25 protein-coding genes are annotated in these 25191 nt (G+C 44.1%); 14 read left to right on the top strand and 11 right to left on the bottom strand.

Going from position 1 to position 25191, the window contains the following annotated elements; all coding sequences use genetic code 11:
- Nucleotides 1-122: 122 nt before the first annotated feature.
- Nucleotides 123-1919, top strand: a complete 1797-nt coding sequence (locus tag BM736_RS16515) for a long-chain fatty acid--CoA ligase (protein ID WP_076414161.1) — start codon at nt 123-125, stop codon at nt 1917-1919.
- A 337-nt stretch (nt 1920-2256) separates the two neighbouring features.
- The gene (locus BM736_RS16510) at nt 2257-2661 is read left to right on the top strand and encodes a thioesterase family protein (RefSeq protein ID WP_076414159.1); all 405 of its coding nucleotides are present in this window, start codon (nt 2257-2259) and stop codon (nt 2659-2661) included.
- A gap of 24 nt (nt 2662-2685) precedes the next feature.
- On the opposite strand, the gene BM736_RS16505 is transcribed toward BM736_RS16510, so the two are convergent.
- Both BM736_RS16505 and BM736_RS16500 read right to left on the bottom strand, forming a co-directional pair.
- Nucleotides 2686-2946, bottom strand: a complete 261-nt coding sequence (locus BM736_RS16505) for a GNAT family N-acetyltransferase (protein ID WP_076414158.1) — start codon at nt 2944-2946, stop codon at nt 2686-2688.
- Complete coding sequence (locus BM736_RS16500; protein ID WP_076414156.1) at nt 2947-3390, bottom strand: thioesterase family protein; 444 nt, start codon at nt 3388-3390, stop codon at nt 2947-2949.
- A gap of 139 nt (nt 3391-3529) precedes the next feature.
- Here BM736_RS16500 and BM736_RS16495 point away from each other — a divergent pair, with 139 nt between their 5' ends.
- Nucleotides 3530-4303 carry a DUF4344 domain-containing metallopeptidase gene (locus BM736_RS16495; protein WP_076414154.1) on the top strand — a complete coding sequence of 258 codons (774 nt, stop codon included), beginning with the start codon at nt 3530-3532 and terminating at the stop codon, nt 4301-4303.
- A gap of 65 nt (nt 4304-4368) precedes the next feature.
- Here the strand turns inward: BM736_RS16495 and mtnC are convergent, their stop codons facing one another.
- Nucleotides 4369-5046, bottom strand: coding sequence for an acireductone synthase (mtnC, locus tag BM736_RS16490; RefSeq protein WP_076414152.1), 678 nt, complete (start codon nt 5044-5046; stop codon nt 4369-4371).
- Nucleotides 5047-5301: 255 nt separating this feature from the next.
- On the opposite strand from mtnC, the gene BM736_RS16485 reads away from it, so the two are divergent.
- A complete protein-coding gene (locus tag BM736_RS16485; protein WP_076414150.1) occupies nt 5302-6501 on the top strand; it encodes an alpha/beta hydrolase-fold protein in 1200 nt (399 codons plus the stop codon).
- Between the two features lie 57 nt (nt 6502-6558).
- On the opposite strand, the gene BM736_RS16480 is transcribed toward BM736_RS16485, so the two are convergent.
- A complete protein-coding gene (locus tag BM736_RS16480) occupies nt 6559-7065 on the bottom strand; it encodes a hypothetical protein (protein ID WP_076414148.1) in 507 nt (168 codons plus the stop codon).
- A 143-nt stretch (nt 7066-7208) separates the two neighbouring features.
- Here BM736_RS16480 and BM736_RS16475 point away from each other — a divergent pair, with 143 nt between their 5' ends.
- From BM736_RS16475 to BM736_RS16455, 5 genes are all read left to right on the top strand, one after another.
- Entirely contained in the window at nt 7209-8483 is a 1275-nt protein-coding gene (locus BM736_RS16475; RefSeq protein WP_083700241.1) for an efflux RND transporter periplasmic adaptor subunit, read from the top strand.
- Nucleotides 8476-9183 carry an ABC transporter ATP-binding protein gene (locus BM736_RS16470; protein ID WP_076414145.1) on the top strand — a complete coding sequence of 236 codons (708 nt, stop codon included), beginning with the start codon at nt 8476-8478 and terminating at the stop codon, nt 9181-9183. The genes BM736_RS16475 and BM736_RS16470 overlap by 8 nt, the downstream gene beginning before the upstream one ends.
- Entirely contained in the window at nt 9173-11551 is a 2379-nt protein-coding gene (locus BM736_RS16465; RefSeq protein WP_076414143.1) for an FtsX-like permease family protein, read from the top strand. Before BM736_RS16470 ends, BM736_RS16465 begins: the two co-directional genes overlap by 11 nt.
- Nucleotides 11552-11721: 170 nt before the next feature.
- Entirely contained in the window at nt 11722-12195 is a 474-nt protein-coding gene (locus BM736_RS16460) for a hypothetical protein (protein ID WP_076414142.1), read from the top strand.
- Nucleotides 12196-12386: 191 nt separating this feature from the next.
- A complete protein-coding gene (locus BM736_RS16455; protein ID WP_076414238.1) occupies nt 12387-12950 on the top strand; it encodes a porin family protein in 564 nt (187 codons plus the stop codon).
- An 853-nt stretch (nt 12951-13803) separates the two neighbouring features.
- Here BM736_RS16455 and hutI read toward each other — a convergent pair.
- Complete coding sequence (gene hutI / locus BM736_RS16450; protein WP_076414140.1) at nt 13804-15030, bottom strand: imidazolonepropionase; 1227 nt, start codon at nt 15028-15030, stop codon at nt 13804-13806.
- A gap of 219 nt (nt 15031-15249) precedes the next feature.
- Between hutI and hutC the strand changes: the two genes are divergently transcribed.
- The 3 genes from hutC to hutH all read left to right on the top strand — a co-directional run bounded on the left by hutC (nt 15250) and on the right by hutH (nt 19266).
- On the top strand, nt 15250-15951 hold the full coding sequence (hutC, locus tag BM736_RS16445; RefSeq protein ID WP_076414139.1) for a histidine utilization repressor: 702 nt from the start codon (nt 15250-15252) through the stop codon (nt 15949-15951).
- A 109-nt stretch (nt 15952-16060) separates the two neighbouring features.
- Nucleotides 16061-17731 (top strand): urocanate hydratase, encoded by a 1671-nt coding sequence (gene hutU / locus BM736_RS16440; RefSeq protein ID WP_076414138.1) that lies wholly within the window; start codon nt 16061-16063, stop codon nt 17729-17731.
- A gap of 2 nt (nt 17732-17733) precedes the next feature.
- Nucleotides 17734-19266, top strand: coding sequence for a histidine ammonia-lyase (hutH, locus tag BM736_RS16435; protein WP_076414136.1), 1533 nt, complete (start codon nt 17734-17736; stop codon nt 19264-19266).
- Nucleotides 19267-19394: 128 nt separating this feature from the next.
- On the opposite strand, the gene BM736_RS16430 is transcribed toward hutH, so the two are convergent.
- On the bottom strand, nt 19395-20060 hold the full coding sequence (locus BM736_RS16430; RefSeq protein WP_076414134.1) for a DUF3157 family protein: 666 nt from the start codon (nt 20058-20060) through the stop codon (nt 19395-19397).
- Nucleotides 20061-20269: 209 nt separating this feature from the next.
- The gene (locus BM736_RS16425; protein ID WP_076414132.1) at nt 20270-20806 is read right to left on the bottom strand and encodes a hypothetical protein; all 537 of its coding nucleotides are present in this window, start codon (nt 20804-20806) and stop codon (nt 20270-20272) included.
- Nucleotides 20807-21000: 194 nt separating this feature from the next.
- Here BM736_RS16425 and BM736_RS16420 point away from each other — a divergent pair, with 194 nt between their 5' ends.
- Nucleotides 21001-22266 (top strand): mechanosensitive ion channel family protein, encoded by a 1266-nt coding sequence (locus BM736_RS16420; RefSeq protein WP_076414130.1) that lies wholly within the window; start codon nt 21001-21003, stop codon nt 22264-22266.
- Nucleotides 22267-22353: 87 nt separating this feature from the next.
- Here BM736_RS16420 and BM736_RS16415 read toward each other — a convergent pair whose 3' ends face one another.
- Nucleotides 22354-22980, bottom strand: a complete 627-nt coding sequence (locus BM736_RS16415) for a LysE family translocator (protein WP_076414128.1) — start codon at nt 22978-22980, stop codon at nt 22354-22356.
- 121 nt (nt 22981-23101) lie between these two features.
- The gene (locus BM736_RS16410; protein WP_076414125.1) at nt 23102-23653 is read right to left on the bottom strand and encodes a lysophospholipid acyltransferase family protein; all 552 of its coding nucleotides are present in this window, start codon (nt 23651-23653) and stop codon (nt 23102-23104) included.
- A 118-nt stretch (nt 23654-23771) separates the two neighbouring features.
- Between BM736_RS16410 and BM736_RS16405 the strand changes: the two genes are divergently transcribed.
- Entirely contained in the window at nt 23772-24194 is a 423-nt protein-coding gene (locus BM736_RS16405) for an SgcJ/EcaC family oxidoreductase (RefSeq protein WP_076414124.1), read from the top strand.
- 57 nt (nt 24195-24251) lie between these two features.
- On the opposite strand, the gene BM736_RS16400 is transcribed toward BM736_RS16405, so the two are convergent.
- Together BM736_RS16400 and BM736_RS25035 are read right to left on the bottom strand one after the other, a co-directional pair.
- Nucleotides 24252-25019: an NRDE family protein gene (locus tag BM736_RS16400; protein WP_076414122.1), complete on the bottom strand. Its 768-nt coding sequence runs from the start codon at nt 25017-25019 to the stop codon at nt 24252-24254.
- Nucleotides 25020-25056: 37 nt separating this feature from the next.
- A complete protein-coding gene (locus tag BM736_RS25035) occupies nt 25057-25179 on the bottom strand; it encodes an NRDE family protein (RefSeq protein ID WP_256717916.1) in 123 nt (40 codons plus the stop codon).
- Nucleotides 25180-25191: the final 12 nt, after the last annotated feature.

The following is a 25191-nucleotide window of genomic DNA, read 5'->3' as shown; positions in this document are numbered from 1 at the left end:
TTAGTTATAAAAAACTGTGCGCCAGATAACAAAATTTGAGCAAATGCTCTTATTTTTTTGAGGCTGTTCTAGTAAAATGCCCCCAAAAGCGGAACAACTGTACGCTAAAAAGGTCCCAAATTATGTCACTCGAGCAATATCATGTTACACGTCTACTTAAACAGCAGAGCCAGGAACTTGGCGATGCTATCGCGCTCGAAGGATTCGAAATGGCGGCCCCATGGCATCAGGTAAGCTGGAGCGCATTTGATAGCATTAGCACTAATATTGCTCAAGCTCTGATTCATTTTGGCGTAGACGTTCAAGATCGTGTGGTTATTCTTGCGCAAAACTGTCCTCAGTGGACCTGTGCTGATATTGCTAGCTTAAAATCTCGCTCAGTTGTTGTACCTATCTACCCGACCAGTACGTTTGAGCAGGCCAGTTATATTGTTAATGACGCCAAGGCTAAACTGATTTTTGTCGGCGATAGCGAGCAATACAAGATGGCATGTAAGCTTGCTACAGCCTGTAGTAGCCTAATGAAGGTCATAGTATTTGATAAGTCTGTCACCTTGGTAAGTGGTGCTGAGCATTACTACTTCGATGACCTCATCGCTCAAGCGTATCCAGCAGAGACCTTAACTGAGCTAGAGCAGCGTCTTAATGATGCAAATCTAGATGATCTACTGACGCTAATCTATACCTCTGGCACAACAGGCGATCCAAAAGGCGTAATGCTTGATTATCGCAACATCGCCTCTATGGTTAAGCAGCACGACAACTTCCTGCCGTTTACGCCTGGTGATGTATCACTGGCATTTTTACCACTAAGCCATGTTTTTGAGCGAGGCTGGACCTTTTATGTACTTTGTCGCGGTGGTCACAATGTCTACCTGCAAAATCCAATGGCTGCTAAAGAAGCGATTGCTATCGTTAAGCCTCACACCTTATGTGTCGTGCCTAGATTCTTAGAGAAGGTATACAGCGCTGTACAGGATAAGGTTATTAAGGCACCAGAGCTTCGCCAAAAGATGTTCACTTGGGCTATGTCAGTTGGACACAAGCAGTCAGAAGTTGGCCAAGGCCGACATAAAGCTTCATTGGGCTTAAGCTTGCAGTGGAAACTTGCCGATAAGTTAGTCTTCAGTAAACTGAAGCAAGTTTTAGGTGGTCGCCTTAAGTTTATGCCATGTGGTGGTGCTGCACTGGATCCAAATGTAAGTGCCTTCTTCCAGAGTATTGATGTCCCTGTGTTGTGTGGTTACGGTATGACAGAAACCACAGCTACAGCGACCTGTAATACCCTTGCTAACCGTGTGCCAGGCTCAAATGGTTGCGTTATTCCTGATGTTGAGATCAAGCTAGGTAAAGATAACGAGATCATGGTGCGTGGTGACACTGTAATGCGTGGTTACTACAATCGCCCACAAGAGACTGCTGAAACCTTTGAAGACGGTTGGCTAAAAACCGGTGATGCGGGTCGAATTGATGAGCATGGAAACCTGTTTATTACCGACCGTATCAAAGAGTTGATGAAGACCTCTAACGGTAAGTATATTGCGCCGCAGCGCGTTGAAGGTAAGGTGGGTTGTTGCCCATTCATCGAGCAAGTTGCCATAGTTGCAGATGCTAAAAACTACGTATCTGCACTGATTGTCCCAGCCTTTGAAAACCTTGAAGCTTGGGCCAAAGAGAAAGGGATACACTATGAGTCGCCAATGGAGTTACTGCGCCATACGCATGTGATTGAGCATTTCGAACAGCGCCTTAAGACACTACAGAGTGAACTTGCTGGATTTGAAAAGATTAAAAAATTCACCTTATTGCCAGAAGCATTTTCGATGGAAGCGGGCCTGATTACTCCGACCATGAAGTTGCGCCGCAAGGTGATTTACAACAAGTATGCTTGTGAGATCAATGCAATGTATGCTCGATAGGACTAAAAGGTATAGCGCTTAGTAATGGTGCTTTATAGAAAAAGGATGCTCAGGCATCCTTTTTTGTACATGGAAGTACTTATCCCCGGAGTACAGGAAGTACTAGGAGGGGGTTATGTCAGAAACATTTATGTCACTTTCCCATGGATGGAGAGAAAGTGACTTTGTGCATGGCCATAAAAAACTCCCTCAGTCTTACTAGAACTTAAAACCTTCTATCACCCAAGCCTAGAACCTAGAGATAGCTAGCCATCCTTCGTTGATTGCATCGCAACAAAAACTTAGTTAACGTCAGCGGTACAAGAAAAATAAGATCGATAACAATAGGATGTTTACTGTGTCAGAGACCTTTTTTAGTATAGAGATCCAGCCAAGATTTAATGAAACCGATGCGTTAGGTCATATCAATAATACAATTTTACCTGTGTGGAATGAGGCGGGAAGAACGCCAATATTTAAGATTTTTAATCCAAGTTTAAACTTAGCTAAGTGGGACCTTATCGTGGCAGGCTTTAATATCGCTTATCTGTCACCGACCAATTACGGTAGTCCGGTAACCATAAAAACCTGGGTTAGCCGTGTAGGCACGAGCAGCTTTGAGCTGACGCAGCAGAGTTGGCAGAAAGGTAAAAAGACCTCTGAGACTAAAACGACGATGGTGCATTATGATTACAATTTAGATAAGAGTCAGCCTATCTCTGATGAAGTGAAGCTGCAGTTACTCAAGCTTACTGGTGACTAGCTGACGTGAGTTGCGCTTGGTTGACTATTGATGCTTGGGCGATAAAAACTTTTGCACATACCAGCAGCTAGCTTCTACCTTGAGGTTAGCTGAGCTAGCCCAGCGCAATCCAAACCTAACCAGCTTCTCGGCAAGCCCTTGCCCACGTAATGTATCTGGCACAAAGGTGCTGCTGAAGTTAACTCGGTCATCATAAATCTCATAAATTAAAACAGCTTGTTCCTGCTCGATATCGATGACGAACTTGTGTTCATTTTCAATGTGTTTAACTTTTATCTCAACCATTTACGCCTCTCTCTTCGCTTCTTCATGGGCTCTTAGCGCGGATAATAGTTCAGGTGTTAGCTCAGCCTTTTTACCCGTTTGAAAGTTAAACATCACAACTTGCGAGTGACCTAAGGTGGTAATAGCCTGCTGAGCTTTACTAAATACTGTGTAGTGCATCATAAAGCGATCGGCTTGAATATCACTGATCTTAACGCCAACTAACAGGGTGTCAGGGAAAGTGACAGGGCGTTTATAGCGAGCATGGTTATCGCTAAGCACTGGCCCTACTTTACTGGTTTGTAGATCTGCTAATAGGTTTATCTGATTGAAAAAGTCTATGCGAGCAGTTTCAAAATATCTGAAGTAGGCTACGTTATTAATATGCTGCAGGGCATCCATCTCACCCCAGGCGACAGATATTTCGGTATTAGCTGGGTGCTGAGCGATAAATTTATCTAACATCTTGCCCTCTGTCATTATTAGAACGAACTAGTAAAATGAACGGTTAAAACGATCGTTTAACTTTGGGCCAGCATAACAGTATGCCATAGTGGCAACAAGCTGTTGTGAAAGGTATTAGAAGCAAAAAGAGGAGCTGTATATGAGTCAGGTAGAGCGCCACATACCTATATTTGGCATATTCGTCATCACTGTTGTCATGATAATGAGCGTAAGCGCTAATGCCGCAACAGCTAAATTTAACCTGGTGAAAAATACAGAAGAAAAACAAGCTCGGGCACTTATCGAGCCTATATCGAAACAGATGTTGGCTCTTTTTGATGAGCAACTACCTATGCAGCATGCATTAACTGTGGTCTACGGCGGTGAAGACGGTCCCTTATTTGATCCGGAAACGAGTCAGATTCTTATCCCTTATCAGTTCATCAGCCAAGTTTACGGGCGTTTTCATCATGATAACTACCAAGAGACAGGAGTGAGCCCAGAACAAGCAACCAGTGACGCCCTAATGCACACTTTAGCCCATGAATATGTTCATGCTTATATCTATGCTAATCAGGTGATTGTATTAGGCAAAGAGGAAGATGCCGCTGATACTCTTGCAACATTATTACTGATAAATTCGTTTGAGAATGGTGCCGATATTGCCATGAGCGCCGCTGATCTTTTTGCCTTGGAAGATGAAGATATAGAAGCCTTAGATGATGATCATTTTTGGGATGAGCATAGTTTAGACGCCCAGCGATATTTTAGTACTTTATGTTTAATTTATGGCAGTGATCCAGAGAAGTACTCGAGCATCATCTCTAAAGCTCAGCTTGAAATAGAAAGAGATAGCTATTGTGAGGAGGAGTATTTTAGACAAACAGAAAACTGGGACAGGCTAAATGCACGTTATGGCGTTCCAGCAAAATAGTTAGTGCTTAAAAATAGACACAAAAAAGCACTCGATTAAGAGTGCTTTTTTATCAAAAAATGTTTCTAGAAGGTTAGCTCTGCAAAGCTAGTGATCTGCTTATGGCTGCCAGTGCGCTGCTCACTTGAGCGAACCATCTGCATGGTACGCATACCTGCTTCTTCAGCCGCTTTTAGCTCTTCAACCACATCAGAGATATAAAGCACCTGCTTAGGTGCTAGGCTGATGGTATTGATGATGTTGCAGTAGGCCTGTTTGAAAAGCTTGTTACCTGTACGGGTATCGAAGTGGCCATCAAACTTAGGAGTTAGGTCGCCGCCATCACTGTGAGCAAACAACAGTTTTTGCGCTTCAGCAGAACCTGATGAGAAGCTGTAAATGCGCATGTTTTGCTGCTTTAACCCATCGATTGCTTCAATGAAATCTGGGAAAATATGCCCAGTGAACTCACCTTGAGAATAACCTTGTTTCCAGATTAGTCCTTGCAGAGTTTTGAGCGGCGTTGCTTTACGGTCTTCGGCAACCCATTGCTGTAGGATCTCAGTTACACGTTCGAGAGAGGCATCAGGCTCAAGCGCAATGTCTCTGACATCACAGATGCAGTTTTCAACTAATACATTGTGCTCATTTTCTTTTAGAAAATCGGGGAGTGCCTTGGCTGAGTAAGCAAAAAGCGTGTCTTTAATAAAGCTAAGTTCGGTCGTTGTACCTGCTGTATCTACAACTATGGCTCTGATACCCATGATTACTCCACAATGTGTCTGAAATTGTTATTTCAGTTACTGATAACGATATTTTCATTGCCGATCCTAAGCTGAATTGCCCGCTATTGCTAGCTTAATCGGTGAGCAAACTGTATTAAATTTACCAAATAAACGCTTTAAACAAGCCTCTTGGCAGTAGCATGATCTACTTCCTACTAATTTGAGTGTTTTTAAAACGATCTATAGCGTGTTAGGTTCGATGACTATCACTAATTTCATGGAAGATAATCACAGATGATTAAGCAGTTTATTGTAGGTCTAGCCTTAATGTTAACGCTTGGAGTTTCTGGTGCTGATAGCTATGCACAGAGCACTTCGCCAAATGACTTGAACACTACCCTTAATGTCAATTCCCCTTTACTGGAAAAGCCTATCTCTTTCACTGTCACTCTGCCACCGAGTTACTTAGAAAAAAATGATAAGCGCTATGTGGTTATGTTTGATTTTCACCCTCGTAGCCATGCTTACTTAAACGGTATGCATGATTGGATGAGTCATAATGGCGAGTGGCCCTGGCTTGAAACCATAATCATTACCGCTCCTGATGGTGATGAACAGCTAGGAAAACTCAAAGAATTGGCGATTGAGGAGCGGGGGAATACGCAACTGCTCGATTTTATGCAGCAAGCGCTGTTACCTGCAATCGATAAACAATACAGAACCAATGGTTTTCGCATCATGAATGGCTTTACAGGTAACGCGGGACTGGGTTTATATACCTTAATTAACCGCCCTGAGCTGTTTAATGCCTACTTCGTTGCTAGCCCCGTTTTGAGTAAAGACTTTGCCTATGTCATCAAGGATGCACCCAAAAAGCTTGCCGCAATGAAAGGTAAACCACGCTTTTTGTTTATGAGTACCAGTGACTCAAGCTTCGAGCAGAGACAGCTTGAAAGCTTTGCCACTATGGAGCAGACAATAAAAGATAATGCGGTTCCCATGTTGGATTATCATATCAGACGCTTCGATGGCACCTATTACATGACGCAACCAATTCTCGCCACAGCTTATGGTATCGAGTTATTGTTCAATGATATCCATCAGGTACTAACTGCAGACTCTGAAATCTCACGACAAGGCCCGCAAGTGATACTCGATCATTATAAATACCTCTCTGATGATAAATATGGTTTCGAGGTGCCCGCCACCGATTCTTTGATTGCTTTGGCCGAAGCTGAAACAGCGAATGGCTCTCTCGATGCTGCTGAGAAGGGGTTAGCCATCTTTCAGTTAACGGTTAAGAGCTATCCAGATTCTCCCACGGCTCATGATGCCCTAGCGGCTGCTTATGCGGATGCTGAAGAATTTGAGCTAGCGATTAAACATCAAAAGTTGGCTTTGGATAATACTCAACACCCATTTTGGATTAATAGATATTCTGAGCGTGTAAACAAGTATCAAGCAGCTATAGATGAACGTTCCAATAATCTATAGCGCTGTTACCTCAAAGTATTCGATATTAGATCCAATACTTTGAGGCTGCCTATTCGCTTAATAAGTGGTGTAACTTCTTGAGTTTTCAAGGCTGCTAAGAACAGACTTAAGAGTGGCATCTTTCAGTTTTAACTCAGGATCCATTGCCTTAAATTGCTCTAACATAGGCTCGGGGAGGTTATCGTAAAGAATCAGAAATTCACGATCGAGTTTTAGCATAGGTAGTGTTTTAGCGAGATCTTGGTTAGTTGTCGAAAACTGACTGGTCTCTTTAGTCCATTGATTTGTCAGTGTTGACCAGACTGCTTGATCATCTAAGGTCAGCAGATAAGCTTCGGCATCTTGCTTGCTGAGGAACTGCTGCTTTTTGGTGTTATATATGTATAGGCCCGGAAATCTATGTTGCTCCTTGGAGTTTGAAACGATATTTAGAAATTTAGATTTAACTCCGCCACCAATGGGAGTTACTTGACTGTTATTGGTTTGTGCATATGAGATAGGGCTGAAAATAACAATAAAGGGTAGCAAGAAATTAAGGCTGAACTTGAGTGGTGAGATATACATTTAACATCCTTATTAAAAGTTATATAGCTTGAAGATTTTAAAAGCTAGCATGTTCAGGGTCATAGTCAAGCCTTCATAAAATACCTTGTAACTTCTAGTTTTTGTTTATATTGTTATTAATCGTCTAAATTAAATGGAATTTTATGATGTTTGAGATCCCTAAGGATAGGAGTCGAAATAGCAAAGTAGCTTGGTTTACTTTTGTTATATCGATAGTCGTGATTTCACTATTTTTGATTTTTTTTGCAGGTAATCAAGCCTTCTCATCAGACAAGGTTCATCAAAACTCCCCTATTGATGAAATTATCACTTCCCCTCTCAATGTTACCGTTTCTGGTTACGGAAAATTTGTCCCAAGAATTCAACGCGGTATTAATGCCTTAAGTGGCGGTCATATCGTCGAAGTATTTAAAAAGCCAGGTAGTTTAGTAAAAAAAGGCCAAATTATATTAAGCCTTAATAATCCAAAACTTGAACGCCTGATGGAAACCAGTGAGTTAGCCTTATTAGAGGAGCAAGCTAATCAGCAACGAATTATTGCTGAATCAATTCAGGCGCTCGATGACCAGCGAGGCCAGATTCGCTTAGCTAAGGTGAGGTTAGCATTAGCTGACGCTGAGTTAGTGGCACATAAAAAGCTTAAAGATAATCAGGTCATTTCTACGCTGGATCTACATAAGGCCCAAGTAGCATGGGAGCAAGAGGATGCTATTTTGCAGATGGAACTCAGCCGCTTACAGACGCTGAAGAAAACCCGTAAGGCCATTGATGACTCAGGTCAGTATCGATTGGAAAAAGCCATTAAGCAGCGAGAGCTGTTAGTCTCAGAGGTTGAACAACTCAACATTCGCGCCAGTATGGACGGTATGTTAACTGAGTTATCGGATGATCTTGATATTGGTAGACGTGTTGATGAAGGTCAGGCAGTAGGCATGATCGCTGATCTTTCCTCCTATTATGCGCGTATTAATATTACCGCATCCGATGCCGAATATGTGAGTTCAGGTTTAGTTGCTCAAATTCAGTTTAAAGGTGTTGAGATATTTGGGCAGGTATCAAGAGTTGAACCAACCGTTAATAATGGCAGCGTTGAAATTGATATTAGTTTTAATAATAAACTTCCAGCGGCGGTTAGACCAAATATAGATGTTAACGCCAGCATAGAAGTCGCAGATCATAAAAATATATTAGTGGTAAATAGACCTGTTGGTGTTATTCGGCCTCATCGTGAATATTCACTGTTTGTTTTAGATGAGGCGGGTGAGGTATTTCTGCTACGTAGTATTAATGTGGGTGATATAGCGGGTGAACAGATGCAGGTGTTAGATGGTGCTTACCAAGGGGAGCAGATTTTAACGCGAGTTCCTAAGCATCTAGCTAGTGTCTCTCAAATTATGGTGGCTGATATTTATGAATAACTGTGTAATTGAACTCAAAGGCCTAAATCGGTCATTTGTTAATGGGGCTGGAGAGAACCATGTTTTAAAGCAGATTGATTTTACGGTTCATAGTGGCGATATGGTCGCTATCTTGGGTCAGTCTGGCAGTGGTAAGTCTACCTTATTGTCGATTATGGGGTTGCTCGATATAGCCGACAGTGGTCAGTACCTTCTCTGTGGTCAAGATGTTAGCACTCTATCTACTTACCAGCTCAGCCAGCTGCGAAATGGGCATATAGGCTGGGTGTTTCAAAATTTCAATTTGATTGCCGACATGACGGTCACTGAGAACCTAACGGTACCTTTGCGCTTTAATCAAACTATTAGTCGTGATGACTATGAGGCAAAGATCGATGAAGTACTTCGCAAGGTCGGTTTAGCGGATAAAAAGTCATTTTTCCCTGCTGAGCTATCAGGCGGGCAGCAGCAAAGAATCGCAATTGCTAGGGCACTTATCTGTCAGCCAGATATTATTTTATGCGATGAACCAACGGGTAACCTCGATTCTGCCAATTCTGACAATGTGATGGAGCTACTTAGTGGCCTACACCAAGAGGGGAGAACGGTACTGATTATTACCCATGATCCAGCTGTTGCTGCTTATTGCCATAAAGCATTTAAAATTTGTGATGGTGAGATTCAACCTATTCCATTGCAGGAGTTCAAGCATGCTGTTTGATCTTGCATATGGTTGGCGCAAGTGGCGAGGTCAACGTGGGATATGGTCGATATTGCTGCTAAGTTTATGTCTCTTTTGCAGCTTGATGGGGTTTGTGATTAACCTTTTTTGGTTACTTAATAGTGACCGCCCCCAATGGGTAGGTAGTAATCAACCAATAGTGACCATTGCTAGTAAAGACTTGAACAGTAACCTGCAACCAACTTCAGGCTTTGAAGTTGATTTGATGCTTGGAGTGTCTGGTGTCGAGCGGGTAGCAACCATTGCCACCAAGCGCAGTGCTATAACCCTAGGTTTGCAAGAGTTGCCTAGGTTAACGATTGGATTTTACTCTCAAAGCGCTATTGAGCTACTTGCCTTACCTGCACCATTTTCGTTGGCAAATTTTGAAGCTAAACGAGGCATAGTGTCACAACAATTTTGGCAGCAGCATTTTGAGCCATCGGCTTCGTCACAGCAAGACGCATTATATTATCGTGATAGTCCATTTTTAATTGCTGGCAGTGCCCCTATTTCTATGAAAAAGCTCGGCGATATGGAGATCGACCTCTGGTTACCCGATACCTTTCTGCAGCTAGGTGTGCCTGAGCAGTTTGATGATAATCCTGATGTATTTTTGAAGACTCAAGCCAACCGTTATGGTTTTGCGCAGCTATCACAGAAACAAGATTTGGAGCAACTTCAGAGCGCCTATAGGAACTTAAAACAGCAGACTCCTAGACCGGAAGGTGGCTTTGTTGATCACCACTTTCAGCCATGGTTAATCGAGGGCGTAGAACTGAACCCTAATGGCCGTGATGTTCTACAACGTCAGGCGTGGATATTACTGCTGTTATTGGCAGGCTTTGGTTTTATTATTTTTAGTGGCATCGTTTCAGCCTATACACAGCAAGGTATTGTTAGGCGATCTGAGATGAGCCTTAAGATAGCCCTTGGTGGCGATAGTAGAACTTTGGTTTATCAGTTGCTAAAAGAAAATATTGTTGCATTGGCTTTCGTGGGTATTGTTAGCCCTATTATCGGTTTTTTAGTGGTTCAATACGCAAGCAGTATTACTGTATATGAGCAATATTTTAATCAGGGGGTTAATTTTAATTTCTGGTTGTGGCTGTTTGCGCTTTTTGTCTCTCTGGGCCTGTTTATGGTTTGTGCGTTAATGCCATTGAAGGGGGCCATAAAGAGCACCTTTTCGCGGGGTAAGCAGGGGCATATGACTAAAGCTCAACAAAGAGCTACGCGGTTTATTTTGTTATTACAACTCGTGGTTATTACTGGGGTTAGTGTACTTTCCTTAAGCTTAATGTCTGACGAGTGGCGTAAATATAGTTCGGTTGAGATTGCTGACGATATCTTAAGCTTTCAACCTAAAGCCAATGGCAGTTTAAGTTTGATCATGAGTGCTAAACAGCTCAATGGTCGATGGTCGGTTGCAGGTAATCAGTTAGCATTGTCATCAAGACAATTTACCCAGCTTGGTGCTCAGTCATTAAAGTATCAAGTGGAGAGTGGTACCAGTTTAGAGAAGCCGATAAATGGTCTGTATGTTTCTGAAAACTATTTTAGTTTATTAGGTGTTCGACTCGCTGCCCCAGGAGACTTGCTTGAAAATAGTGTAATGCTCAATCAAACCATGGCGTCTCAGCTCGCGAATGAGTTGGGCTTAAGCAGTTGGCGAGCGACAAAAGGGTTAACGCTTAAGGTGTCAGGTTTCTATTATGAAAAGCAGGTTCGTATTGCAGGTATAGTTACTGACCAGCCTCATTTCGGGATAGCGCAAACTGTTAAGCCGCTAATTTATTTGAATCTCAAAGATCAAAATCCGCTTCTTGCCAACCGTATTGCACCCGTTTTTTACTCCAAAGGTGGAGATAAAGCCGCGATCTCATCCCACCTAAATGATTGGGCTTCGTTGCAATCACCTAAATTGAGTTATAGCGAAGGCAATACGCTAGTACAACAAATCGTGGATACCGATGCCGCTGGTAAGCTGCTGTTTTTAACCTCTAGTGTAATGGCCTTACTCATTATCGCTTTGGTTGTGTGTACGCTATACAACAAGTTCAGCTATTCAGTGAAAAGCGAGCAGATGAAGTGGGCTGTGATGCTAGCTGTCGGAGGACAAAAGCAAACTTTAATGCTGAGTATGGTGTGGCTGAATCTAGGGTTAACTATGCTTGCCATCGCGATCAGTATGTCCATCAGCTTTATGCTCGACAATTATAGTCAGGCATCTATGGGGGTTTCTCTATTACAGCCGCTCGTGTGGGCGGGGTGTGTCACTTTAAGCCTACTCTTTATTATAACTATTACCTTATGGGCGGCTAGAGGTGTGCTAAAGCAAAATATAAGCACCTTATTAAGGTTGTAACCATAATGGATAACGGCTCGTTGAAGTTAATGTGAGTATTAGTTGTCGCTTTGTCGCTTTGTCGCTTTGTCGTTGTTTTTGTTTTACGTAATGCATTCTTGTACCCTAAGCACATATTGTAAGGCTAGCAGTTAGCTTTTGTTGTCAATATTGTTCAAAGGAGTTGGCGAGTGGAAAATGCAAAATGGGTTACAAAATGGCAAGGTTTTAAAGGTGGGATAGTTACAGTTGCCAGATATCTGCCTGCGTTCATTTTGGGATTGTTTTTAGTCGAAGCGAATTTGCAGTTATTCAGTTATACAGCAAACCATATGTTGAGATACTTACAGTCAGTGCCAAACTATCATGAAAATAGTATCGAGAATCTCTGGCTGATCTTGCATGATGTCACCCTCATTGTTTTTCTGTCCTTTGTCTTCTATTTTAGCTATCGAAAGTTGCTAGCAAAATTTCCCGACAACCTATTATCTACCTCGCTAATGCAGTTCCCCATGCTGTTCGTCTGCTTTTTGCTTATATCGCCAACATTCGACTTTAGTACCTTACTTGCTAGTCATACATCGGTAACCCCACTTGTTGCTTCAACCTCCGTGTTATTGCTTTATGGTTTAAACAGACTGATGAAGCGTAAAGAAACGCGCTAGCGGCAGCCTCCTTGTTATTGGGAAGATGATTGTTAGCGCTCAATTTCTTGAAAATAACTCATCATACTTGTGGCACTTTTGGTTGATAAACTTTGTCTTTATGTTTGTAAGAAGTTAATATGCTTGTGTTTTTAAGGATAGCTACTGATATTTGGTTTGATATTGGTAAATTGAAACATATAGGGATAGCAATGAAATTCAATACTCTGTTGACCATGCCTCTTTTAACAGCGGCCATATTACTCATCGCACCAACTTCAGCCTTTGCAGCGAAAGACCTAGGCTTTTACTTAGGTGGTCAGGCAAATAACACTAGCATAGAAGATAATATCGGAACCTTTGATGAGTCTGCGATAGGGCTAGGTGTGTATGGTGGTTATAATTTCAATGATAGTTTCGGCCTTGAAGCCAGCATTTTCGCAACCGACAGCTTTGTCGATGAAGGCGATTTTCGTATGGCAGCGCTGAGCATCTCACCTGTTGTTCGTCATGCGTTTACAGATAGCGTTACGGTTTACCTTAAGGCAGGCTTAGTCATCAATAACACTTACAGTGATGATGACGATAATGATGAGAGTTACAAAGGAACAGGTTGGTTGTTTGGTGCCGGTGTTGATGTCACCTTAACTGAGTCTCTTGCGCTTCGCCTGTTTTATGAGATCAATGAGACAGAGCCTGAATCAGGTGAGCTAGATATGTATTACGCCGATATTAGCCTAGTCCAGTATGGGGTTGGTCTACATTATCGATTCTAGTTTATGCTGCGATCATAAACTTAATCAGTTTGAATTTTCCAAACTTCGTTTGGATTGATAGTTACTGTCATGGCTGCAACAGCCTCTTATCGCTTTTCTCTGATAAGCATGTCGGTCTAACGACCGAAGAAAGTCGTGGGTTTTCCACCCACACCCGACCAAGGAGGACTGCTCGTCCTTATCCTCCTTGGAACCACCATTACGCCCCGGCGAAGTTACATGCATTAAGTACGGGCCTCTGTGTTTATGGATCAATCGCTAACACTTCCGATGGAGCATCCTGCCCCCCGAAAGTTAACCCGACATCCATGTCGGTCTCACGCCATCTATTCCAACACCCATCGGCAACTTCCAACGGGGAATAGTTGTCGTAAATATTTACATTGGTTAGTCATGATCATGAGTTTCGCTGCTAATCATAAAAATATAAGTTCCATTGAGATTGGCAGATCTTTCTGGGTATTAGTTAACGGGTATTTATGAATTAGATTTGACGAGATAGTAAGTCAGTGCAGATACGGCTGCGAGTTTCGGTTTCAGAGATGAAACCGTAAAGCGGCCAGGGATGGTTTCACAGCGTCTCGCAGAAGTATCTGCACGTAAGCCCACGGCAGGTGATAGGTAACATTATGGGTAAATGTTAAAATGAGCATTCATGGAGTGATAGAAGATTCGCAAATAAGGTCGTTTATTCACATCCATGTGATCACGACATTCGCATGTCCATATGCAGCACCTGCTGCAAGCAATTGATAACCATGAGGTCATGGTTATCAATTGCGCTAGCTAAATACCTGACCCTTTAGGGCTACAGCAAAAGCGATTTAACCTCTATCGTTAGAGAGGTGATAAATCACTGATGGATAAGGTGTCCAGCTTTAACTACCTCAATGCAAGTCCCAGCTCCGTATGTGTAGGCTAGCTCTGCTGGGGTGCTGATATCCCACAGACAGAAATCGGCTTGCATACCGACTTCTAGGCAGCCAACGTTTTCCTCAACGCCTAAGGCTTTAGCCGCATTTAAGGTCATACCTTGTAAGGCTTCTTCTGGTGTTAAGCGGAACAGGGTACAGCCCATATTGAGCATCAATAGGCTTGAGCACAATGGCGATGAGCCAGGGTTGTAGTCACTGGCGAGCACCATAGGAACCTTGTGTTTGCGTAGTAGCTCTATAGGCGGCATCTGGGTTTCACGGAGGAAGTAAAATGCACCAGGGAGCAAGGTCGCGCAGGTTCCACTTTTGCTCAGCGCAATAACGCCAGCTTCATCTAGGTACTCGATATGGTCGACAGATTTGGCGCCTAGTTTAGCCGCCATGGCTGAGCCGCCTAAGTTAGAAAGCTGTTCAGCGTGTAGCTTAATATCGAGTCCAGCTTTTTTAGCCGCGCTAAGTACGCGTTCTGTCTGCTCGACACTAAAGGCGATGTTTTCGCAAAATACGTCGGCGGCATCGGCTAAGTCTTCTGCTATAACAGCAGGAAGCATCTCATTGATGACCATGTCCACATAGCCTTCGACATCATCTTTATATTCTGGCGGAATAGCATGAGCACCGAGAAAGGTGGTTTTCACATCGACGTGATGATGCTTACCCAGCTCTCGGGCTACGCGCAGTAGTTTGAGTTCTGTTTCAGTATCTAGGCCATAGCCAGACTTTATCTCAACGGTGGTGACACCCTCTTTAGCTAGCGCATTGAGGCGCTTACGACCTAGTTCAAATAACTCAGTTTCACTGGCCTCACGGCAAGCTTTAACGGTTGAGATAATACCGCCACCGCTGCGTGCTATCTCCTCATAGCTGGCACCTTGAAGTCGTAGCTCAAATTCATTGGCACGGCTGCCAGCAAACACTAGATGAGTATGGGCATCAATAAGTCCAGGGGTGATCCAGCCACCTTTACCTCTGTAAACTGGCGTTGACAAAACATCAAACTCTGGCAGTTCAGAACGTGGGCCAACCCAGATTATCTTGCCCTCTTTTACTGCTATTGCGGCATCTGTTATCGCACCATAAGGTGCTGAAACAGAAGGAGACATAGTCGCCACATTGACGTCAATCCAAACCTGATCCCAAGACATACTTTTCCCTCACTTTTTCAGTGTTGTTATTCTTGCTGTGTTTTGTCTGCTCAATACTAAATAAAATAAAGTTTGTGATCCAACTTGTATTTACTTGTATATACAAGCTAGGATTATAGCGGTTAATTTAATCGTTTGAAAAGCGTTATTGGTCGAAGACAAGTTCCTAGATTCTAGAAGCTAGGTCTACATACCGCAAAATATGAGTAAAGGATTGCTATGGCAACGCCCAAGTTTGCAGAGATTAAGCAGTATATTTTAGCCCGCATCGAATCTGGTGAGTGGGAGGAACATAGCCGTGTACCTTCAGAAAATCAGATGGCTGAGCTGTTTGAATGCAGTCGAATGACGGCTCGCAGGGCGTTAACTGAATTGACCGATGACGGCGTGCTTGAGCGCACTCAAGGTTTAGGTACCTTTGTCGCTGAGCTTAAGTCTCAATCTTCAATGATGGCCATTCGCAATATTGCCGATGAGATTAAAGACCGAGGCCATGGATACAGCGTTAAGCAGCTTGAGCTAACTCAGATTGAAGCCATAGCGCCGATTGCTATCGCGCTGGGGCTCGAAACAGGCAGCCCGGTTTATTACTCGGTACTGGTGCATTGCGAGCAGGGCTTGCCGCTGCAACTTGAGGAACGCTTTGTTAACCCTAGGCTAGTACCTGATTACCTAATACAAGATTTTACCGTTCAGACGCCCCATGAATATCTCTCTCAAGTCGCTCCGCTTACTGAAGCGAGGCACACCTTAGAGGCGGTGATTGCTAATGAGCATAATCAGCAATACCTCGAGATAGCGGCCACTGAGCCCTGCTTACAAATTTTACGTCGTACCTGGTCACGCCAAGGTGTGGTGAGTTACGCCAAATTGATCCACCCTGGGACGCGATTCCGTCTCGGTGGTCACCTGACTTTTTAAAGCGCTACTTTGTAGGGCTTTAAATGCCGCTAGTCGGCGCAGAAAGATAATAAAAACAAGTAAAACTAACGTTAGCAACACAAGACAAATTGATACGAGGTTTTTCAAGATGGATAAGAGACACGACCCAAGCCGTCGCATTATTGCCCCACACGGTAGCAAGCTTAGCTGTAAGAGCTGGATGACAGAAGCGCCGATGCGCATGTTGATGAATAATCTACACCCAGATGTTGCTGAACGCCCAGAGGACCTAGTTGTCTACGGTGGTATTGGCCGTGCAGCCCGTGATTGGGAATGTTACGACAAGATTGTTGAAGTACTCCAGCGCCTTGAAGAAGATGAAACCTTGATGGTGCAGTCAGGCAAGCCTGTCGGTGTTTTCAAGACCCATAGTAATGCACCTCGTGTGATTATCGCTAACTCTAACCTAGTACCACACTGGGCAAACTGGGAGCATTTCAACGAGCTCGATAAGAAAGGTTTGGCCATGTATGGTCAGATGACAGCGGGTTCTTGGATCTATATCGGCTCGCAAGGTATTGTTCAGGGGACTTATGAGACTTTCGTGGCTATGGCTAAGCAGCATTTTGGCGGCTCATCGGCTGGCAAGTGGATCTTAACCGGTGGTCTAGGTGGTATGGGTGGTGCTCAGCCTCTAGCGGGGACTATGGCGGGTTACTCTGTGTTGACTTGTGAAGTCGATGAGACCCGTATCGACTTCCGTCTACGTACTAAGTACGTTGATAAGAAAGCGACATCGCTTGATGAAGCATTAGCTATGATCGATGCAGCTAACAAGAGTGGCAAGCCTGCTTCTGTTGGCTTGTTAGCCAATGCTGCCGATGTGTTTGCTGAGCTGGTGGAGCGCGGTATTACTCCTGATGTGGTCACCGACCAAACGTCTGCACACGACCCGCTGAACGGTTATCTGCCACAAGGCTGGACACTTGAGCAAGCGGCCGATATGCGTAAGAAAGATGAAGCTGGTGTCGTTAAGGCTGCTAAGCAATCTATGGCTGTTCAAGTTAAGGCTATGCTAGCGCTTCAAGCGGCAGGCGCTGCAACCACCGATTACGGTAACAATATTCGTCAGATGGCTTTTGAAGAGGGTGTTGAAAACGCATTCGACTTCCCAGGTTTTGTACCTGCCTACGTGCGCCCACTGTTCTGTGAAGGTATTGGTCCATTCCGTTGGGTGGCGCTTTCTGGCGACCCTGAAGATATCTATAAGACAGATGCCAAAGTTAAAGAGCTAATTCCTGATAACCCACATCTGCATAACTGGTTAGATATGGCGCGTGAGCGTATTGCCTTCCAAGGATTACCTTCGCGTATCTGTTGGGTTGGCTTGAAAGACCGTGCTCGTTTGGCACTTGCCTTCAACGAAATGGTTAAAAATGGTGAGCTTTCAGCTCCTGTCGTTATCGGCCGTGACCACTTAGATTCTGGCTCTGTTGCTAGTCCTAACCGTGAAACTGAGTCTATGTTGGACGGCTCTGATGCTGTTTCAGATTGGCCATTGATGAATGCATTGCTTAACACGGCAAGTGGCGCGACTTGGGTGTCTCTGCATCACGGTGGTGGTGTCGGTATGGGCTTTAGCCAGCACTCAGGTGTGGTGATTGTTGCCGATGGTACCGATGATGCGGCTGCTCGTCTTGGTCGAGTGTTGTGGAATGACCCAGCAACAGGTGTGATGCGTCATGCTGACGCGGGTTACGATATCGCTAAAAACTGTGCAAAAGAGCAGGGCCTAGACCTGCCGATGTTGGAGAAGTAAAAATGAGCCATTTAGTATTAAAGCCAGGCACTTTGACCCTGTCACAAATTCGTCAAATCAGCCGTGAAAAAGTAAGCTTAACCCTTGCTGATGAAGCGGTTGCAGATATCAAAACTAGCTCAGGTATCGTGCAGAAGATTATCGATGAAGGCCGAACAGTTTACGGCATCAACACAGGTTTTGGTTTGCTTGCTAATACCAAGATTGAAGACAAAGATCTGCAGCTACTGCAGCGCTCAATTGTATTATCTCACGCGGCAGGTACTGGTCAGTACATGCAAGACGCGACAGTACGTTTGATGATGGTTCTTAAGATTAACTCATTAAGCCGAGGCTTCTCAGGTATTCGTCTTGAGGTGATTAACTTCCTAATTAAGCTAGTTAATGCTGAAGTTTACCCATGTGTACCAGAGAAAGGTTCTGTAGGCGCATCGGGCGACCTAGCACCACTATCACATATGAGCTTAACACTGCTTGGTGAAGGTGAGGTTAGCTACAAGGGGCAGATTATGTCTGCTAAAGAGGGTCTTGAAATTGCAGGACTTGAGCCTATCGAGCTTGCTGCTAAAGAGGGCTTAGCCCTGCTTAACGGTACTCAGGCATCAACGGCATTAGCACTTGAAGGCCTGTTTAATGCAGAAGACCTATTCGCTGCGAGCTCTGTGATTGGTGCGATGAGTGTTGAAGCGGCTATGGGTAGCCGAAGCCCGTTTGACCCACGTATTCATGCGGCTCGCGGTCAGAAAGGTCAGATTGATTCTGCTGCTCTGTTCCGTCACCTATTGGGCGAAGAGTCTGAAATTAGCTTAGATCACGCTAACTGCGAGAAGGTTCAAGATCCTTACTCACTACGTTGTCAGCCACAGGTACTCGGTGCGTGTTTAACGCAGATCCGTCATGCAGCAGAAGTGCTGGGCACCGAAGCCAATGGTGTGACCGATAACCCGCTCGTGTTCCAAGATACTGGCGATATTATCTCTGGTGGTAACTTCCATGCTGAGCCTGTTGCTATGGCCGCTGATAACTTAGCGATTGCACTATCTGAGCTTGGCGCGATAGCTGAGCGTCGTATCGCACTGCTTATCGATCCTAACCTGTCTAAACTGCCTCCATTCTTGGTAGATAACGGCGGTGTTAACTCAGGCTTTATGATTGCTCAGGTAACTGCTGCAGCACTGGCATCTGAGAACAAGACCTACGCACATCCAGCGTCGGTAGACAGCTTGCCAACATCGGCAAACCAGGAAGATCACGTCTCTATGGCGACCTTCGCGGCGCGCCGTCTACGTGACATGTCTGAAAACACTCGCGGCGTATTAGCCATTGAGCTGCTTGCTGCGGCGCAGGGCTTAGATTTCCGTGCTCCTTTGCAACCTAGTGTTGCTGTTGCTAAGGCGAAAGCGGAATTACGTGAGTTGGTTTCATATTACGATAAGGACCGTTACTTCGGCCCAGATATCGAAGCCTCTACAGACTTGCTACTGACAGCTAGTTTTAATAGCTACCTACCAGCCGGTGTTTTACCAAGTTTGTAAATTTACAAAGTTACTAGGTTCTAGTTCCTAGGCCCTAGAAACATCAAAAGCCGGCGTATCTATGCCGGCTTTTTGTTTATTCTCTTCCTAGGCGCAGCCTCTACTAGAGGCTCGCTCCTTCTCTAAGATCACATTCTAGAGTCCATTTCGCCGATCTTGAGGCTTAATAACTGTTTTGACCATTGGTTAACATCTACGCCTTCTATCCAGAAGGTTCTGCTTTGGCGGTGTTCGCCCTTACGTAAGTAAGTCTCTGCCGATCTAAATATCGCTTTCCATACCTTGATCGTTTCGGTCTTAAGTTTTCTGCCTGAGTCATCGTATAGGGTGACATCCATCTCTATTAACACGTAGTGCTCAGAGCTGGTACTGGATAAATCGAAGGTCAGGCCAAGGCGACCGTCGTCATCCCACTGAGCGTTAGCAAAGCTCACTTTTACACCTGCCTTGGCTGTCGACTTGAGTAATTCAGCCTGAGCGATAGCGCTAGCTGACATTGACTGGCTACTTGCTGTAGTCGCTGGTGTGGACGCTTTGTTAGCAACTGAGATAGTCGTTGATGTCCCTGCTGCAATCGCTGTGGCTGTTGGTTTATCCGCCTCAACGGCTTTATCTGCATCCGTAGGAGCGGTTTCGAAGATCACATACTCCCAAGTAAAGTCGTCATTGAGACGCACTTTGGCACCATTTTCTAAGGTAACAGTCGCTAATGTTTCGGTTGCTGCAAGTGCTAAACCGGGCAGAGTGAGCAGCAGTAGAGTAAAGGAGCTTAATAACGATAGACGTTTATGCATGAGAATTAACCTAATGAAGTAGATTGCTTGGGTTGATAACAATCAATTATACATGTGTGAGATAGTTTTACATGAGATAGGTTAATTCTCACGCTTTCTTACTGCAAAGCTGGGTAATTTACACTGCGGGTAAAAAGAGAGAACGACTCACATAGGAGCCGTTATCTTGTTTATTCATTACAATATGCTTGGCTGGTATTTATCGAAGGTTACATTGCCCAGCCGATACTGAACACTGCAGTCTCAGTGGCTGAGTTATAGCCTGTACTCAGCATTAAGCCGAAATCCATCATATATCTTACGCCTATTTCACCACCCCAAGTTGTCTCTTTTTCCTCTTCCCAAACCGGCTCACCATCGACGATATAAGGGACGATATTACTGGTGTAGTGAGATTCGTTATTATAGCTAGTGGCACCACCATAGATGCTAAAGTTACTGGTTAAGCTATAACTGAGGCCGAAGCGCCATAGGGTGTCTTGGGTGTATCCTTCAGCGGGTTCAGTGACATCCATATCGTCTTTGCTGCTTTTGGCATAACCAATATAATAACCCCATTGGGCATAATCACGATCATAGTGATAGGGGGACAGGGTAATACCATACATATCTATTGCTGCAGGAACATAGTCAGCAGTTAATCCGATTTTAGGCTTAAAACCAGGATTTGGATCTTCAGTTGGAATATTGGCAAATGCCTGTGAACTTGTGGCTAAAAGTACCAACATGAATAAATATTTTGTCATCTTCCCATCCAATTTCTGACTTTAGTGGTGGATTGTTGTTAAACTTTAAGCAACAGTCAATATGAGACGCTAAAAATTCTTATAAAAGAGACGTTTGTGTTTATATTGTTTATTGTTTGTATCTTGTTTTTAGGTTGGCTGGTCATTTTTTAACAAAGCTTTTTTATATTGGTACTTGGTAAGGATTAAAAATAGTGGATCAAGAAATTAGGCTACAGATCTCAAATTGGCTATCGACTTGGGGGATAAATACGACCCCATCTGATGGCGTCTCAACATCTGTGATGGTTTTTGCAAGTATTGTCATCGCTATGCTGGTTTATCTGTTCGTGAAACGTGGCGTAGTGCGAGCGATGAATATTGTTATCCAACGTTCAAAAGTGAGTTGGGATGATATTTTCATGGGGCATAAGGTGTTGGAGAAGTTTGCCATCATAGTCCCGACATTGGTGTTGAGTATCTTGATCCCGCTGGCGCTGACCGAACATGCTTTGCTGAGTAGCATGACTCAACGTCTGCTGAGTGTGACTATCTTGGTGCTGTTAATTCGCGCCGTGTATAGCGCATTAGATGCGGCCAATGAGATTGCAGATGTAAATTTAGTCAGCCGTCGTCTGCCGATAAAGAGCTTTGTGCAGCTGTTTAAACTGTTTTTGTTCTTTGTTGCCATCATAGTATCTATATCGATAATTGCTAACCAATCACCGGTCTACTTCCTAAGTGGTTTAGGTGTGATGACCGGTTTGGTCATGTTGGTCTTCAGGGATACGATTCTTGGCTTCGTTGCTGGGATTCAGCTAGCGGCAAACCGAATGGTAAGCCCAGGTGACTGGATCCAGATGGACAAGTATGGTGCTGACGGCTCCGTTGAAGAGGTCTCTTTAACCACGGTCAAAGTACGTAACTGGGATCAGACAATTACTATGATCCCTGCCTACGCTCTAGTTTCTGATGCCTTTAAAAACTGGCGTGGTATGTCTGAGTCAGGAGGTCGCCGAATTAAGCGTTCGGTACTTATTGATATCCACTCTATTCGTTTTCTTACTGAAGAGGAGCGTCAACGCTTATCTAAGGTTAACTGCTTGAAAGAGTATATGACGCGTAAGAGTGAAGAGTTGAACGACTTTAACCTAAAGACACCTGATGCGGATATGCCAGTCAATAGTCGTCATTTAACTAATATTGGTACGTTTAGAGCTTATTTGAAGGAGTTCGTGTCGAACCATGACAAGGTTCATAAAGATATGACCTTACTCGTAAGGCAGTTGGCTTCGACTAAAGAGGGAGTGCCGATAGAGATCTATATCTTTACTAACGATACGCGCTGGGCCATCTATGAAGATATCCAAGGTGACATATTCGACCATGTATTTGCCATATTGCCTGAGTTTGGCTTACGCGCATTTCAGGGGCCAACAGGCTCAGACATTCGGAGTTTAAGGGAAGGTGCTAGTTCCTAGATTCGAGCTACGAGCTACGGGAAAAAGGGTGAACGTCACTTTCATCACTCGCAGCTCGCTATCTCTGTCTTGAGTTTAAAGCTCACTCTAGCTCTCTCGTGTGACTAATATTGCAGCAAGTGCGACAAACACTCCGCCACTGGTTCTGTCGAACCAGTGAAGTTTATTGCTGGTTTTCAACCTGGGTGCTAGCACACTAGCCATACTGGCGTAGATCATCACAAAGCTGAAATCTACCACTGCCCATGTGCCAGCAAGAATGGCCAGTTGCGGGCCTTGTGGGGCGGAAATATCGATAAACTGCGGAAATAGAGCGCCAAAAAAGAGTAGATCTTTAGGGTTGCTTATTCCCACTAGAAAAGCCTGTTTGAACATCTGCTTTGGGGTGCCCTTACTCTTAATATGCTGCAGATCCAGCCCCTGTCCACTGGCTTTGGTGAGTAGCAGCTTTATCCCGAGGAATATCAGGTAAGCTGCGCCGCAATATTTCAAGATAGTGAAGCCATATTCAGTAGCACTGAGAAGCGCACCTAAACCCGCAGCGGATGCCATCATCAAAATGAGCGCAGAGGTGATGCTACCGAAAGCGGTTGCTAAAGAGCGAGTTTTACCAAAATGAATACCATGGCTCATCGATAACACTGCCATGGTGCCTGGCGACACTGCGATTAATAGGACGGCAAAAAAGTAGAGTAACCAGGTATCAAAGTTCATGGCAGTCTTGTTAACAGGCTAAATAATGGCGGCACTATAGCCGCCACTTGTTTAATGAACAAGCTATTTATGCAATATCCAATTATCGAGATTTGATGCTTGTGCGCCACTCAGTAACAACTTATCGAGTAAAGTCTGGGATCGCTTTGGGATGGCGCCCCTCAATGGAACGGTAAAAGCTAATAATCTGCTTCATATCGAATTCCATGTCATCACTGGTTTCTAACCCGTTTGGTATGACGACAGTTTTGCTACCGAAGTTGAGCCCTACGGTAACAATGGGAACACCAGCCTTACTGGCAATATGGTAAAAACCTGTCTTCCAGCGTTTTACTGGGCTTCGGGTTCCTTCAGGGGCTAAAGCAAGCGAAAAGCTGGGATCGGTTTGGTACAGATGCACGACACCGTCGACTAAGTTGTTGCTTTTTCTTCTGTCCACAGGCGTTCCACCTATGGCTTTAAAAAACCAGCCCCATGGCGGTATAAACAGTTGGTGTTTACCAAGAAAGTTGACCTTCGCCCCTAGGGCTCCACGGGCTAATACGCCAATGATGAAATCCCAGTTACTGGTATGTGGGCCGACGATTGCAAGAAATTGGTGTTCAGTGGGCAGTGAGCCTGAAATTTTCCAGCCTGAAAGCTTTAAGATAAATTTACAAAAAGATTGAAACATAAATACTCAATGCTATGTCATGAAGAGCCTCGTCATGATGATATTCATCAAGGCGATAGTTCATTAATTAAGGTACTATAGTAATATTACACCCTATATTGAAAAAGTGGATAACACCATGTTTAAAAAAGGACTTACAACTCTGCTTATGGTGTTTGCATTCAGCGCCAATGCGGTACCAACAGATGAGATTGCCCAAATTTTGTCTGAGCAGGAGGCCGCATGGAATCGTGGCGATCTTGATACCTATATGCAAGGTTATTGGAACAACGAGAAAATGCGTTTCGTATCGGGGAACAAGTTCCGTTACGGCTGGGAAGAAACACTCGCAGCTTATAAGCGGAATTATCCGGATAAGGCGACGTTAGGTGAGCTAAAATTCACCATTAAAGAAACAAAGATGTTGAGCAACTATGCGGCTATTGTCGTTGGACGCTGGCAGCTTACGCGGCCTAAAGACAAGCCCAATGGCGTATTCACCTTGCTTGTTGAAAAAATTGATGACCGTTGGGTGATTACCCACGATCACACATCAGATTAGTATCTGTTCTTTACTCCCATACTCAAGTGTCACCTCTCTGTATACGGCACTTGAAGCCTAATTATTCGTTTTAGCTACCCGGAATGTTTGCTGCCCTAGATTACGTCCTTTGCCGTCATATCGGATCTCAGTAAAGTGTGTGTTTTGTTGGCTGTCTTGAACAATAATTGTCGTTGAACGAGTGCCATACTCTGGGTGTTTGATATAGATTGAGGAGAGTAATCTTTCCCATTCCAAATCTATACCCGTCTGCGGTAGTTCAGAGTCTTTAGCACGGGTTTCATCTTTCATTATCGCTAATAGTGCATCTATATCTGGCTCATCGCATTGGGAGATTGACGCTTTGAGCGCTTGCGCACCTTGGGCCATCTTAGGCCAAATATCATCGATCGCACCATTACTGATGGAGTGAAAACCATTGGTTAACTGGGTGGTATGTCGCTTTTTACTGTTAAAGCAAAAGAGTGACTGCGCATTACCAAAAATAAGGTTAAAGGGGTTGTAGTGTTCGCTATGTTCACTGAGCCAAGTTGGAGTGAGAGGGCTATCTGGATGAAGTGCCTTTAATACTAACTCTCCTCTGCTCCGCATCTGATCTTGTTGCTGTAATGGATCCCTTATATTTGTGAGCGCAGAAAAATCTCCCTGTTTATTAATGCCTAACCAAGTGCCGCCAGCTTCGAGATCTCTACCCGCCAGTAATTCGTTTTCTGGTGGCCAGAAGTGCGCTTGCTCGGTGGGGCGGTGATGAAACTCATCGCGGTTCGCACATACGATTAACGGATACTTAGGGTGTTGGTTTAAAGCAATAAACAGAATACACATAGGGCTCAACTCTAGAGGAGTGTTATTACACGTTAATCTATTTTTGGTTGAAGTGGAATTTATCTAGTTGAAGATGATGAAACTCATCTATTGCAGAATCAGCACATACGATTAAGGGATACTTAGGATGTTGGTTTAAAGCAATAAACAGAATGCACATAGATACTCGCGT

The organism is Shewanella sp. UCD-KL12 (genome assembly GCF_001957125.1).
Lineage (GTDB): Bacteria > Pseudomonadota > Gammaproteobacteria > Enterobacterales > Shewanellaceae > Shewanella.
The sequence above is the reverse complement of the archived record's forward strand: the minus strand, read 5'-3'. Positions and strand labels throughout refer to the sequence as shown.

Coding starts and splice junctions, on each gene's coding strand:
- hutU (WP_076414138.1), top strand. CDS start 16,061: ATGGATAAGAGACACGACCCAAGCCGTCGCATTATTGCCCCACACGGT.
- BM736_RS16505 (WP_076414158.1), bottom strand. CDS start 2,946: ATGGTTGAGATAAAAGTTAAACACATTGAAAATGAACACAAGTTCGTC.
- hutC (WP_076414139.1), top strand. CDS start 15,250: ATGGCAACGCCCAAGTTTGCAGAGATTAAGCAGTATATTTTAGCCCGC.
- hutH (WP_076414136.1), top strand. CDS start 17,734: ATGAGCCATTTAGTATTAAAGCCAGGCACTTTGACCCTGTCACAAATT.
- BM736_RS16430 (WP_076414134.1), bottom strand. CDS start 20,060: ATGCATAAACGTCTATCGTTATTAAGCTCCTTTACTCTACTGCTGCTC.
- BM736_RS16405 (WP_076414124.1), top strand. CDS start 23,772: ATGTTTAAAAAAGGACTTACAACTCTGCTTATGGTGTTTGCATTCAGC.
- BM736_RS16470 (WP_076414145.1), top strand. CDS start 8,476: ATGAATAACTGTGTAATTGAACTCAAAGGCCTAAATCGGTCATTTGTT.
- BM736_RS25035 (WP_256717916.1), bottom strand. CDS start 25,179: ATGTGCATTCTGTTTATTGCTTTAAACCAACATCCTAAGTATCCCTTA.
- BM736_RS16480 (WP_076414148.1), bottom strand. CDS start 7,065: ATGTATATCTCACCACTCAAGTTCAGCCTTAATTTCTTGCTACCCTTT.
- BM736_RS16465 (WP_076414143.1), top strand. CDS start 9,173: ATGCTGTTTGATCTTGCATATGGTTGGCGCAAGTGGCGAGGTCAACGT.
- BM736_RS16475 (WP_083700241.1), top strand. CDS start 7,209: ATGATGTTTGAGATCCCTAAGGATAGGAGTCGAAATAGCAAAGTAGCT.
- BM736_RS16485 (WP_076414150.1), top strand. CDS start 5,302: ATGATTAAGCAGTTTATTGTAGGTCTAGCCTTAATGTTAACGCTTGGA.
- BM736_RS16500 (WP_076414156.1), bottom strand. CDS start 3,390: ATGTTAGATAAATTTATCGCTCAGCACCCAGCTAATACCGAAATATCT.
- BM736_RS16455 (WP_076414238.1), top strand. CDS start 12,387: ATGAAATTCAATACTCTGTTGACCATGCCTCTTTTAACAGCGGCCATA.
- BM736_RS16410 (WP_076414125.1), bottom strand. CDS start 23,653: ATGTTTCAATCTTTTTGTAAATTTATCTTAAAGCTTTCAGGCTGGAAA.
- BM736_RS16495 (WP_076414154.1), top strand. CDS start 3,530: ATGAGTCAGGTAGAGCGCCACATACCTATATTTGGCATATTCGTCATC.
- BM736_RS16515 (WP_076414161.1), top strand. CDS start 123: ATGTCACTCGAGCAATATCATGTTACACGTCTACTTAAACAGCAGAGC.
- BM736_RS16400 (WP_076414122.1), bottom strand. CDS start 25,019: ATGTGTATTCTGTTTATTGCTTTAAACCAACACCCTAAGTATCCGTTA.
- mtnC (WP_076414152.1), bottom strand. CDS start 5,046: ATGGGTATCAGAGCCATAGTTGTAGATACAGCAGGTACAACGACCGAA.
- BM736_RS16415 (WP_076414128.1), bottom strand. CDS start 22,980: ATGAACTTTGATACCTGGTTACTCTACTTTTTTGCCGTCCTATTAATC.
- hutI (WP_076414140.1), bottom strand. CDS start 15,030: ATGTCTTGGGATCAGGTTTGGATTGACGTCAATGTGGCGACTATGTCT.
- BM736_RS16425 (WP_076414132.1), bottom strand. CDS start 20,806: ATGACAAAATATTTATTCATGTTGGTACTTTTAGCCACAAGTTCACAG.